Origin of the sequence: Neobacillus pocheonensis, from assembly GCF_050477905.1 — a bacterium.
GTDB classification, from domain to species: domain Bacteria; phylum Bacillota; class Bacilli; order Bacillales; family Cytobacillaceae; genus Neobacillus; species Neobacillus pocheonensis_A.
In genome coordinates, this window is sequence record NZ_JBCNAD010000031.1 from 77,433 (window position 1) to 90,618 (window position 13,186).

Consider the following 13,186-nt stretch of genomic DNA (forward strand, 5'->3'; position numbering starts at 1 on the left):
TACGATAGTGAATTAATCAGCATGGTTTATTTTTTGTATAAGGAGGATAGGTTTTGGCACGTACACCATTAGCAAGTATTTTGCAGAAATCCTATGTCGCTGCTAGTGCTGAAATGGAAAAACAAAAAATTACAGGACAAGCTATTTTACAGGAAAAACAAGCTTTACAGAAAGTGGCTCGGGATAAAGACAGGAAGCAGTTAATTTCTCAATTTAGCGGTGATGGAAAAAAGGCTCCGAGAATCGTCATAGTGGGAGCAGGATTGGCGGGATTAACTACAGCCTATCGACTTAAGCAGGCTGGAATCATCATGACTATTTATGAAGCAACAGACCGAGTTGGGGGACGTTGTTGGACAAAAAGAGGGTATTTTAAAGATGGTCAAATTGTAGAGCATGGTGGAGAATTAATTGACACTTGCCATTTGGAGATTCAGGAACTAGCAAAAGAGCTTGGATTAGAATTAGATCATTTAATCATGGCAGAATCCAGCGGAACGAAACCATTTTATTATTTTGACAAATGTTCCTACTCCTTTGAAGAAGTAACAAATGATTTTATGGGAATCTTGCCTAAACTTGAGCGAGATTTAGAGCAAGCAGGAGAAGTGACCCTTTATAATCAATATACAGAGCGTGGGTTTGAGCTGGACCATATGTCCGTTGTCGATTATATCAATGAAATCATCCCAGGAGGCATCCAATCGAAATTTGGCAAATTATTAGAGCTTGCGTATACGCTTGAATATGGAGCGGCTGCCAGGGAGCAGAGTGCTTTAAATCTCCTTTATTTGTTAGGGTTTGCCGAAAAGGAACCCTTTCAAATTTACGGAGACTCCGATGAATGCTTTCATATAAGGGGTGGGAATGATCAACTCCCCGCTCTATTAGCAAAAAATTTGGATGGGCAAATACAATATCATTCCCAGTTGGTAAAGATTGAGCAAGTTAATGGTAATGAAGTAAGGCTATTCTTCCGAAATGATGAAAAGGAATGGGAAGTATTGGCGGATAAAGTCATTCTCGCGATCCCATTTAGTATTTTAAGAATGATAGATTACAAAAATGCAAGCTTTCGAGAGTTAAAAAAGCTAGCGATTGAAGAGCTGGGAATGGGAGTAAACACAAAGCTCCACGTTCAATTTTTCAATCGGTTCTGGAATGAATTAGGCAATAATGGCGAAACATTTACAGATGCAGGCTATCAGCAGACGTTTGAGTCTTCTAGAGCGCAACCAGGTATATCAGGAATTCTTGTTAACTATACTGGGGGCGAAACGGCTGCCAAACAATTCGCTTTAACAGATGATGATTTAAAAGAGTCTACTAAGCAATTTTTAGAAAAGTTAAACCTTGTATTGCCAGGAAGTGTGACGAATTGGAACGGTTTATCGACTGTGGATCACTGGCTGAGCAATCTTTGGAGCAAAGGGTCCTATTCGTATTGGAAGGTTGGTCAATATACGAAATTTGCCGGAATGGGTGGAGAACGGGAAGGCAATATTTTCTTTGCAGGTGAGCATACCTCCGTTAAATATACAGGTTATTTAAACGGAGCCGTTGAATCTGGAGAAAGAGCTTCCCAAGAGGTATTGAATGATTTACTTAATCAGGAATGATATTCAACTTAAGTACCATAGAACGGCAATGTGAGCACAAATCAACAGCCAAGTTTAACGGTTCAAAGGAAAAAGGGTGCCAGCCACATGTAAATGTGTCCGCACCCTTTGTTATTCATCGTTGCTATTTGATCCAAGCACCATCTGGTCCTAGTGAAGATGGGGTAACCCTTGCCGCTTAATCTGCTTGAAAAATAAATATCGCTCACTAATCGAACCTCTATCAAGATTAATTCACGTTTTGGAAGAAAAGCATGGGGATAGTATCATTCATATCCTAATTCCCCAATTCATCCCAGTAAAGTGGTGGCATAACTTACTGCATAACCACAGTGCCTTCCTTTTAAGGGTCTGGTTTTTGCGTTATAAGGATATTGTGATTACTACTGTTCCTTACCATTTAAAATAATAACATACCGGATTCAACGAAAATTCCTCTTAAAAAATATTTTTCATTTTTGTCACCAAATTATGACAATTTTTATTAAAATAACATGCTATTTTAATAAAAACTACATAATTGGGGAGATGGATATGAAGAAAATTACAGTAATTTTTTTTCTATTGTTTAGTTTCTTTTTCTTTACGGATCATTCAGATGCAAGTGGAAGTTCCCAGTTAATTGTCATTAACAAAAAGACAAATACCCTTGCTTATTATAACGGAGGGAAATTAGTCAAAACATTTAAAGTGGCAACTGGAAGACAAAGTTCATATACTCCCGAAGGGAAACTTAGAATAGTTAATATGATAAAAAATCGACCATATTATAAAGGGAAAATACGAGGTGGTGATCCTCGCAACCCACTCGGTGACCGTTGGATGGGCTTAGAAGCAAGGGGAACTTACGGGACCACATATGGGATTCATGGTAATAATAACGAGAGCTCTATTGGCAAATATGTAAGTTCAGGTTGTATAAGAATGCATAATTCAGACGTACGTTGGCTTTTCAGCCAAGTAAAGAATTATACCACGGTAATCATTACAAATAGCAGCAATAGCTCTGATTCAATTGCAAAAGCTAATGGCTATGTCTTCATAACCCCAAATCTATCAAAAAAATAATTTTTTGCCGCCTATGGTTTGCCATCCTGCTTTTACAGCTCCATTTACCATAATAGTATTTTTTCCCATTTACTTGTACCCAACCTTTTGGTGCAATAGCCGTTGCTCTAGTCACTAGTGGAATTAATATTGAATAACGACAAACTGAAAAAGCCCCAAAATAATTGAGGGCACTGAAAAACCTTCGGATATTTTAAAAAGATTCAAAGGCAATAACCAAAAAAACGACACTAAAATCAAAAATATGATTTAGTGTCGTTTTTTATGTGAATTAGGGTCATTTTTCTTTTTATTCATTCGATTTGAGTATGAAATATAATACTTATTGATAAAATTAGTAGTAATATAGATTTTTTCGAAAGGATTGATCAAAGTGTCCGTTATTAAAAAGCTGCAGTTTAAGGATCAAGGTCAGGATGTATTAATTATTAATGCGCCTAAAGCCTATGAAGAAGTCATGGCTTTGTTCGAGGGTAAAGTACATATAAATGGAGAAATGGTCGGCGGTTATGATTTTGTCCAGGTCTTTGGAACGAGTAATGAAGAACTCCAATCATTAGCTAGAGGTTCTGAAAGCTATGTTAAGGAAGATGGGCTCTTCTGGCTCTGTTACCCTAAGAAATCATCAAAAGCCTACAAGGGCTCTGATTGTAGCCGTGAAACGGTGGCAAGCATGTTAGCCAATGAAGGCTATGAGCCAGTCAGACAAATAGCCATTGATGACGATTGGTCTGCACTAAGGTTCCGTAAAGTGGATAAAATAAAGACAATGACACGGAGCTTTGCTGTAACGGAAAAAGGAAAGGAACGGATAGACCAATAGTAAACCATAAACCTATTGCAATTTGTGCTTTAGGTTTTTTATTGTATACAAATATGTATACTTGTCGACGTTTCTGTATACATAATGTTTACAAAAATGTATACAAGTTTACGAGTTTGTTTACAACTAATAACGGCAGTGAGAGTAAGAAAAGAGTTGGTGCTTTAGGATTATTTTTAGGGTAAAAGTTGTTGTATACAAGGGTGTTTACTTGTTTACACTTCTGTATACGTGGTGTTTACAAAAATGTGTACATGTATACAGAAAGGTATACTTGTACACAAACCTGTTTAATTCCCGACAATTCAACATGTATACAACTTTGTTTTCAATGTTTACAAAATTGTTTGCATCTGGTTGATGTTTACAAAATGTTTACTTCTTTACACTTCTATTTCGTTTCCGATGGACTATTGAAGAATCTAGTAATCTCATATACCCTTAATAGTAAGCACTAGATACATATCTACTTTCAAAATAAATCTATTAAATGAAAAGGAATGATGATAATGACTAAATCTAGAATCGCTGCTATTGATGTAGGAAATGACTCCATTAAGGCTATCTTTGGTGAATTAGAGTATGAATTAAATATTCCTAACATTGTCGCAAGAGATACAGAAGACCGCCCGGTAATCGGAATAGAAGAACTTGATAGCAAAAATCCATTAGATGGGATCCACATTAAGATCCACTCCCCTGCTTTAAAAGAAAATAATGTTATCTATCGTGTTGGAAATCTAGCCACTAAAAGTAATAATGCCACAGAATTGGACCCAGGTAGCAGCAAGTCTGAGGAAGACCAAACCTTGATTATGCTTTTTACAACCTTAGCGTTGGATGCAGTTAAAGATGACACTACATTCACAAGAACGAAAAACATTATTGATGCCAACTATACATTAGGAACTGGCCTCCCCCTTCGCGAAGTAAAAGAAGGAAAAGATGCTGGATATCGTTCTAAACTAATTGGCTCTGTTCATCAAGTTGAATTTTTAGTTACGCCAAAATACCAAGGCTTAAAAGTTAATCTTAAATTTAATGAAGTAAAGGTCTATCCGGAAGGATTTGCCGCTTACATTAACCTTGTGATGGATAATAGTTTGAAAATTATCAATAAGGACTTGATTGATAAGCGTATCTTAATTCAAGATATTGGCGGATTATCAACCGATATTGCTGTCATCAAAAATCGAAATGTCGATGATGACAAAGCTCAGGGCTTTAATCTAGGAGTTTCTGAATCATTAGAAGCCATTCGTGAAGAAATCAGAAAGAAACACGGTGTTGAGTTGGATAGCCGCCGCGATGTGGTCGAAATCATTACTCGGAAAAATGACCGCAACCATATTATGGTAAAGGGAAGCCGGACAAGTGTTCATGATATAACAGACCGGATTCTGCTCGAATTAGCCAAGAAGCAATACCGTCTATTACGTAATGTGTGGGCAAGAAACTCGCAATCGGAAATCTGCTATTTTGTTGGCGGTGGAGCCCATGTATTAAAAGATTATATTAAAACATTAAATAATAATTTGGATGGATATAATATTGAATTCTTTGAGGATGACAAAGAAAGCATTTGGATGATGGCAAATGCCTACTATAAGCTCATCATGGACTTTAATAGAAAGACAGAAAAGCCAAAGAATGATAAACTACCTGTAAAAAGCTAAATAAGGTGATGAGATGAAAAAGGCTGCGACAAATGAAATTACACGGGGTCAAGCAATATCTTTCAGGGTTCCTTCTGATACACCTGACCATATCGTGAAGCATTTGCAAAAATTGAAGGAAACAGAGCGCAGAAATTTTTCAAGTAAAATAGCTGAATTTGTCGTGCAAGGTGTAAGCAGTTCTTTTTCACGTGAAAAAGAAACGATTACGATTCCCCTCCCCCAGAGGCTTTCAAAAGCACAGCGGGATTGGTTAAAGCATGAGCACTCTGAGGCATTGCTGGGAAGTATCCTTTTTCAGCTGATTTCTGACCCGGTACGTGCAACCTCCCTCTTAGCATCTCTGAATAGTAAATCTGTTGATATAGATGAGGCGTTATACCTTCAGGAGGAGGTATTTCCTAAGGAACTTTCAGTGGGCTATCAAGAGATGTCTGCTGGAGTTGAAGAATCCCCCGTTCATATCGATTTAAATGATATGGAGGATGATTTGAGTGAGTTTGATTGGGATCTTGCGGAAAAGGCGCAGCCGGTCATTACGAAAGCGGATGAAGGCGGAGGAGAAGATGAGGTAGAGGACCTGCTTGGCGGGTTTTTGGCGAATATGAATAAATGAACAAACAAGCCATGATGTTATTGTCATGGCTTGTTTTTTAATTAATGCTTATGGTTCGGTAATTTTTTTCCCGGGTGATTATCCCCTTGATGCTCTTTATTTTTCCTGTCTTTTTCCTTGTTTTCACGCAGCTTTTCCACATATTCATGAGTGTTATTTTGATCCATGTCGCTTAGCCTCCTTGTTATAGAACAATTGTTAATGTAACCATTCCATAATAAAAACATACAAATTGAAAGCCCATTTGCAGTTATAGGATTTAAACTTAGTCAACCTTCATATGTATTAATGATGGAGGAGGTCTTTGGATGTTATTAACGATATTAATTTTTCTTTTGGTCGTATTTATCGGTGGTCCGGTTTGCATTCTCCTCTTGCTGCGAAATTTGGCAAAAAAACCGCAGCATTCCATTATCCGCTCCTACCCGTATTTTGGCTGGATTCGTTATGTTCTTGAAATGATGGGGCCGAAGCTTAGGCAATATTGGTTCGATAGTGATAATGGCGTTGGTCCATTTTCCCGCGCTGATTATTTGGGGATTGTTTTTTCAGCTAAATATCGCAGTGACTTGATAAGTTTTGGCTCAAAGCGGGATTTTGAAAAGTCTGGGTACTATATCGCCAACGAATTGTTCCCTTTGTTAACGGATGAATTACGAGTTGATAATCAAGAAAAAGTCCATGCCATGAAGTATCAAATTGACCATGAGGGATTATTCACCCGCAGGGAGCATCTAGAAGAGGATCAAATTTCTCGCTGGCTTTTTCATGAAGAAGATTCAATGATCGTTGGGCCAGATCGGAGAGAACCATGGCGGCTCCGCGGTCCCTTTGGTGCTTCAGCAACCTCTTACGGGTCGGTTGGGGAAAATTATATTCTTTCGACCGGATATGGCAGTAAAATGGCGGGCGGTTCCTGGATCAATACGGGAGAAGGAGGCGTAGCACCTGAACATCTCGAAAGCGGTGCCGATGTTGTTGCCCAGATAGGGCCTGGAATATTTGGCTATCGTGATGAAGAGGGGAATTTTTCACTTGTTGAATTTAAGTTAAAGGCCGCAGAACCACAAATTAAAGCCTTTGAGCTTAAATTCGGCCAAGGGGCAAAAATTCGCGGCGGCCATCTCGAAGGCGCGAAGGTGACTTCGAAGGTTGCTCGGATTAGAAAGGTTCAGGAAGGTCAGACGATCAATTCTCCGAATCGTTTTTCATTTTTGCGTAATGCTGCTGAAACCTTGCAATTCATTAAAACCTTGCAAGAGGAAGGCGGAAAACCTGTGGGAATAAAAATCGTGGTTGGCTACCATTCGAATCTCGATGAATTTTTTGAGACGATGAATCGTTTGTGTATTTATCCTGACTTTATTACCGTGGATGGCGGTGAAGGTGGAACAGGTGCAACCTTTAAATCGATGGCAGACTCGATGGGACTCCCTCTTTATCCTGCATTAATTGCGGTTGTCGATAAAGCATGCCAGTATGGGGTCCGCCGCAGGGTCAAGATTTTTGCTTCAGGGAAATTAATATCGGCTGATAAAATTGCCATTGCTTTGGGGATTGGTGCCGATGCGGTGAACTCTGCCCGCGGCTTTATGATCGCGAACGGCTGCATTATGGCCTTGCAGTGTCATACCGGCAAATGTCCAGCAGGCGTAACGACAACTGACCGGAAACATCAAGAAGCACTTGTGCCCGAAGAAAAAAAGTGGCGCGTGATGAATTATATAATTAATGTCCGTCAAGGGCTATTTGCCTTAGCGGCGGCATGCGGAATTGATACTCCAAGGAAATTTACGCGTGAGCATATTGTTTTTAAAGCGGGCGATGGTCAGGTGAAACGATTATCTGAACTCTTCCCTTTACCCGATTCAGAATCCTTGCGATGAGCATGAGTTAACATTATATTCATAGTGGGAACATTTTCTAAAAATGTAAAACTACTAACCTATTAATCTAAATTTGGTGGTGGGACCTTGGAGCTGCCTGATGATATTGTGCTTGAAAATGGTATGCTAAATGAAAAGTTAATTATGAAAAGGGAAATTCTATATAAGGGCATGAATGGCCGGTTTGTCGAAAGATTTTATTTGTCGGGGGCGGAGAGCTTTATTTTCAAACCATTAACCAACAATGCCCAATTAGGTAAAGAAGCGTGGGTTCATGAGAAAATTCTCCCCCACTTCCCGGCGATATTTCCTAAAATTATCTCTTATTCGGAAAGTGATAATCCGGATATGAGTTGGATGATTTTAGAGGACCTTGGTCAGCTATCCCATGACTTCAATGAGGAAACAGTCATGGGTGTGGTCAAGTGGGTGGCGTGGTGGCATTCCTTGCCAGTGGGGAAACTCGAGGATATTCCTGTTAATGGGTTAAAACCGCAGATTGGTCAGATTATTGCCGATATTTTAGAAAAAAGAGAGTTGCTTTTTCAATTATTACCGAGGCTGCAGATTGAAAAGAAGCTTATTGAGCAAATTTATCTGCTTCTAGAGCAGAATATGGAATTTTCAAAGCAGTTGGTGTTATCCCATGGCGATTTGCATGTAGGGAATTATGCTGTCGTTGATAATAAAATGATGATTCTAGACTGGGAGCATACCCATCTTAATACTCCTTACTGGGATTTATATCATGTTTTGGATCTGTCCCACCCCCTTTTCCCGAAGACAATTACGAGTGAGTTTAGAGAGCAAGTCTTAAAAGCATACTTGAGCAAGGTCGAGTTAGAGATAAGTAGTGATGCCTTTTTGAAGGAGTATTATTTGTTTGCGTCTGCCTTCTCGATTTGGATGATTCTATTGATTCAAAAGGATTTAGTGAATAATGGCGGTAAATGGTCGGTTGAACAGCTAAATATGCAGTTAACTGAAACGGTGTCGAGTCTGGAGCAATGTGCCCTTGCACTTATTCAAAAAAGCTAACCCTGGTTATATTCAGGGTTAGCTTTTTTGAATTTAAGCTTTTTGCTCTGTCAATTTGATTATTTCAATAACCGTTTGTGTGGCTTTGATCATGTTATCGACGGAAATAAATTCAAATTTCCCGTGGAAGTTTTCACCGCCGGTAAAAATATTTGGTGTTGGCAATCCCATATAAGATAACTGGGAGCCGTCTGTACCGCCGCGGATGGGTTTTACAATTGGCTTAATATCTAAGCTCACCATGGCTTCATGTGCAATATCGACAATTTCCTTTACCGGTTCGATTTTCTCTCCCATGTTGTAGTACTGGTCTTTTAAATCAAGCAGGATATTGTCAGAGCCGTATTTTTCTTGTAATTGGGCGACAATGTTTTCAATCGTTGCTTTTCTGGCATTGAATTTTTCCCTGTCATGATCTCGAATAATATAGTAAAGATTTGATTGTTCAACCTCACCATTGAAGGAAATGAGGTGGTAGAAGCCTTCGTATCCTTCAGTATGTTCAGGTGCTTCTTGTGTTGGAAGCTTACTATGTAATTCCATGGCAATTTTCATGGAGTTAACCATTTTATCTTTGGCTGAGCCTGGATGAATATTGGTACCTTTGATTGTGATTTTGGCTGAGGCAGCATTGAAGCTTTCGTACTCTAACTCCCCTAGCGGACCGCCGTCAACGGTGTAAGCGTGGCTGGCATTGAAGGCCGCAACGTCAAACTTATGTGGTCCTCTGCCAATTTCTTCGTCCGGGGTGAACGCAACGCGGACCTTACCGTGCTTGATTTCCGGATTTTGGATTAAGTAAGCCATTGCGGTCATAATCTCCGTGACACCGGCTTTATTGTCCGCACCAAGTAGAGTTGTGCCGTCAGTAGTAATTAAAGTATGACCTTTATAGTCTGGCAGGCTCGGGAAGTCTTTTGGTGACATGATCACTTTTAGTGCTTCGTTTAAGACGATCGCCTCACCATTATAGTTTTCTACGATTTGCGGGTTAACATTTTTCCCTGTAAAATCGGTAGCTGTATCCACGTGGGCAAGAAAGCCGATGGTTGGGACTGACTTGTCAGTATTGGAAGGCAGGGTTGCCATCAGATAGCCATTCTCGTCCAGAGTCACTTCTTCCATCCCTATTCCCTTTAATTCATCCTCAAGCATATGAAGCAGTGTCCATTGTCCCTCTGTTGATGGGCACGTTTCACTGTTTTCATTGGACTGGGTGTCCACTTTAACATAGGAAGTAAATCTTTCAATCAATTCGTTCTTCACGTTTGCTACACTCCCCTGATTTAGGTTTTTGTACATGAATATCATATCACTTTATGAGAGCGGATACACTTTTTTGGGGGAGTGGCAGAGTGATTTTGCATTGATGTCAGATGCGACTCCATATCTGTCGGATAACATATCATAACTGTCAGATGCGACAGGTTAATTGTCAGATAGCTCGTCATATCTGTCGCCATTCAAAATTACTGTCGGATGAGGCGATGAAACTGTCGAATGCCACAGGTAAACTGTCAGATAGCTCGTCATATCTGTCGCCATTCAAAATTACTGTCGGATGAGGAAATGAAACTGTCGAATGCCACAGGTAAACTGTCAGATAGCTCGTCATATCTGTCGCCTTCCAAAATTACTGGCGGATAAGGCGATAAAACTGTCAGATGCGACAGGTTAATTGTCAGATAGCTCGTCATATCTGTCGCCTTCCAAAATTACTGTCGGATGCGACTCATTAACTGACTTATAGCCAAACAACACTGTCTATCTGAAAACAAAGATTCGCTTAGTTTGGTCATAGACAATGTTATTAAAGTCCATTATATATGACCTGTTTCGAAACGTTCCTTCGAATTGCCAATGCATACTTGTCAAAATGCGTTTAGCAGTCTGAATATCTACCCCCAAAAACTCCCGGCACTCCCTATTCGTAATCCTCCTATTAAAAATCAAAAACCACTCTAACAAAGTTCGCTGATGAGCACAGTGATCCATCGTCTCACAAAATGGACATTGCCAAGTTCGGGGAAGTTTAATCATCCCGATCCTGCCACATGTAACACATCTGACCCCAGGCTGAAAATCACCAAAAGGTATACGATAACTCTCACATATTGGCTTTGGAATAAATCGTTGGTGACTAGCTAGAAGCTCACCGGAAAGCCAATTGAAAGTTTCTATATCCAATTTTTTAGTTTGCTGTGGAATACTTCGAATATAGGATGGAATCAAGTTGGGGAATAAAATCTTGGTCTTCGCAGGTGGAACGGCTACGATTTGCTTAGGATATGCGAGGGAAACTGCCCCATAAACTGGTAATTGGATACCCCTGCCTCTAAGCCAGGCGCTCAATAATTCCTGATTTCTCTCTAATTGGACAACAGGGCTATCAAAGCCATCCCTCTGCCCATCTTCTCTAGTTCGGATTAATTGTGCTGGATTATCCTTAAACTCCAGCACACCTCCAATATTTTTAACTTCTAAAACAAAACCATACCAGGGAGTCATGAAATAAGTATCCATTTGAAATTGCTCAACAGATGAGGGAGATAAATCGTGGAAAATGCGGTGTTCAAATGGTAAGGAATCCTTGCGGAAAACTTCAGCTACTCGTTCTTCCCCGCCTATACCAGCCTCGACGGAGAAACGCTTTGACGCTAAAACGGGCAAACTAGGGTGGCTGACAGCCAACCGATTTTGAGCTGCAATTAATCCTTCTAACTTCAATGATGGGTCTCTATTTTTAATAATAATGTTATTCGACCTCCTTCAACATGAATCGTAACACATCCCAAAAAGCCATACTATATAGAAAAACAAACATTCATATTTTTGTAAAAAATAAAGCTTGCCACCTATTGACCAATTGAGTCAACGGGATTATAATATCGCTATTGACCCACCTGGTCAACAAGAATAAAAGGAGGGCCGCCACAGTGTTTTCGAAATTTCTCAACCTAGATAAGGATAAACAGGAACGAATCATAAATGCTGCCATAAAGGAATTTGCCCAGAAAGGATATGATAATGCATCGACCAATGAAATCGTAAAAGAAGCCGGTATTTCAAAGGGATTGCTATTTCATTATTTCGGCAATAAAAAGCAGCTGTATTTATTTTTGTTTGATTATTGCACCGAACTCATTACCGACGAGTATTACAAAAAAGTCGATTTTAAAGAAACTGATTTCTTTAAAAGGATTCGGCTAGCAGTTATGGTCAAAATGGAAATGCTAGGCACCCATCCGGATATATTTAAGTTTGTACAAGAGGTATTTTTGGAAGATTCTCAAGAAATAAAAGCAGAATTTGATAAAAAGAAACAGGAGTTGACCCATATCAATATGGGAAAATTTTATGAGGGCATTGATTATTCCAAATTTAGGGATGATGTCGATCTCAAAAAAATCATCAAAATTATCACCTGGACCTTTGAAAAAATGAGTGATGAAATTCTTAATCAAGCAAAATCAACACCTAACCATGAACTTGATTATCAACCAATCGTTGACGAGACAGAAGAGTATTTTGAAGTGTTAAAAACATGCTTTTACAAATAAAGGGGGCACATAACGATGAACGTAATTGAAATTATAAACCTTACAAAAACCTACGGCAAATCACGAGGAATTTCCGACATCAGTTTCAATGTCGAAGAAGGCGAAATTTTTGGCTTCATCGGCCCTAACGGCGCTGGGAAGTCAACGACAATCAGAACGCTTTTATCACTCATTTACCCCACTAGCGGGAGTGCTTCCATTTTTGGAAAGGACTGCGTTCAGTTTGCCCCGGAAATAAAAAAGGAAATCGGCTATTTGCCGTCTGAAGTTTTTTACTATGACAATATGAAAGTAAAAGATCTATTAAAATACTCAGCTAGTTTCTATAAAAAAGACTGCAGTAAGAGAATCAAAGAGTTAGCAGAAATCATGGATCTTGACCTAAATAAAAAGATTGATGATCTTTCACTCGGTAACAAAAAGAAGGTTGGCATTGTGCAAGGCCTGCTCCATGAACCAAAGCTCATCATCCTTGATGAACCGACAAGCGGACTCGACCCGCTCATGCAGCAAAAATTCTTTGAACTGTTGGAGGAAGAGAATAAGAAAGGCGCGACCATTCTATTTTCTTCACATATTCTTAGCGAGGTTCAAAGACTATGCAATCGAGTTGCGATCATTAAAGAGGGAAAGATTGTTACGGTAGAAAAAATTAGTACCTTAAAAGAAAATAATTATAAGAAGTTCAAGATTGAGACGAAATCGCCGATCAGCCAAAATTATTTCCTAATGAGCGGTGTCAATAATTTAGCCATCGAAGGCAACATCACAAGCTTCCTATTCAGGGGAGATATTAATGCCGTCATGAAAAGAATCGCTGAAATAGAAATTGCTAATCTATGGATTGAAGAGCCTGACCTTGAGGAGATCTTTATGCACTACTACGAAAAGGAGGCCTAA

12 protein-coding genes are annotated in these 13,186 nt (G+C 39.4%); 9 read left to right on the forward strand and 3 right to left on the reverse strand.

From position 1 onward, the window contains the following. Positions 1–53: 53 nt before the first annotated feature. The 5 genes from ABES02_RS17210 (at position 54) to ABES02_RS17230 (ending at position 5,802) form a co-directional block, all read left to right on the forward strand. Complete coding sequence (locus tag ABES02_RS17210; RefSeq protein ID WP_430137397.1) at positions 54–1,619, forward strand: flavin monoamine oxidase family protein; 1,566 nt, start codon at positions 54–56, stop codon at positions 1,617–1,619. Positions 1,620–2,153: 534 nt separating this feature from the next. Next, entirely contained in the window at positions 2,154–2,687 is a 534-nt protein-coding gene (locus tag ABES02_RS17215; protein ID WP_430137400.1) for a L,D-transpeptidase, read from the forward strand. 373 nt (positions 2,688–3,060) lie between these two features. Further along, complete coding sequence (locus ABES02_RS17220) at positions 3,061–3,510, forward strand: DUF3052 domain-containing protein (protein WP_430137403.1); 450 nt, start codon at positions 3,061–3,063, stop codon at positions 3,508–3,510. A 509-nt stretch (positions 3,511–4,019) separates the two neighbouring features. After that, complete coding sequence (locus ABES02_RS17225) at positions 4,020–5,186, forward strand: ParM/StbA family protein (RefSeq protein ID WP_430137405.1); 1,167 nt, start codon at positions 4,020–4,022, stop codon at positions 5,184–5,186. Positions 5,187–5,199: 13 nt separating this feature from the next. Continuing rightward, positions 5,200–5,802: a hypothetical protein gene (locus ABES02_RS17230; protein WP_430137407.1), complete on the forward strand. Its 603-nt coding sequence runs from the start codon at positions 5,200–5,202 to the stop codon at positions 5,800–5,802. 41 nt (positions 5,803–5,843) lie between these two features. Here the strand turns inward: ABES02_RS17230 and ABES02_RS17235 are convergent, their stop codons facing one another. Continuing rightward, a complete protein-coding gene (locus ABES02_RS17235) occupies positions 5,844–5,969 on the reverse strand; it encodes a DUF4023 domain-containing protein (RefSeq protein WP_430137410.1) in 126 nt (41 codons plus the stop codon). A 141-nt stretch (positions 5,970–6,110) separates the two neighbouring features. Here ABES02_RS17235 and ABES02_RS17240 point away from each other — a divergent pair, with 141 nt between their 5' ends. Together ABES02_RS17240 and ABES02_RS17245 are read left to right on the forward strand one after the other, a co-directional pair. After that, positions 6,111–7,688 (forward strand): glutamate synthase-related protein, encoded by a 1,578-nt coding sequence (locus tag ABES02_RS17240; protein WP_430137413.1) that lies wholly within the window; start codon positions 6,111–6,113, stop codon positions 7,686–7,688. 87 nt (positions 7,689–7,775) lie between these two features. Beyond that, the gene (locus tag ABES02_RS17245; protein ID WP_430137416.1) at positions 7,776–8,726 is read left to right on the forward strand and encodes a phosphotransferase; all 951 of its coding nucleotides are present in this window, start codon (positions 7,776–7,778) and stop codon (positions 8,724–8,726) included. Between the two features lie 33 nt (positions 8,727–8,759). Here the strand turns inward: ABES02_RS17245 and pepT are convergent, their stop codons facing one another. Further along, positions 8,760–9,992 (reverse strand): peptidase T, encoded by a 1,233-nt coding sequence (pepT, locus tag ABES02_RS17250; RefSeq protein WP_430137420.1) that lies wholly within the window; start codon positions 9,990–9,992, stop codon positions 8,760–8,762. Between the two features lie 498 nt (positions 9,993–10,490). Beyond that, positions 10,491–11,453 carry a nuclease-related domain-containing protein gene (locus tag ABES02_RS17255; RefSeq protein ID WP_430137422.1) on the reverse strand — a complete coding sequence of 321 codons (963 nt, stop codon included), beginning with the start codon at positions 11,451–11,453 and terminating at the stop codon, positions 10,491–10,493. Positions 11,454–11,662: 209 nt separating this feature from the next. On the opposite strand from ABES02_RS17255, the gene ABES02_RS17260 reads away from it, so the two are divergent. Further along, entirely contained in the window at positions 11,663–12,286 is a 624-nt protein-coding gene (locus tag ABES02_RS17260) for a TetR/AcrR family transcriptional regulator (RefSeq protein ID WP_430137425.1), read from the forward strand. Positions 12,287–12,301: 15 nt separating this feature from the next. Further along, positions 12,302–13,186, forward strand: a complete 885-nt coding sequence (locus tag ABES02_RS17265; RefSeq protein WP_430137428.1) for an ABC transporter ATP-binding protein — start codon at positions 12,302–12,304, stop codon at positions 13,184–13,186.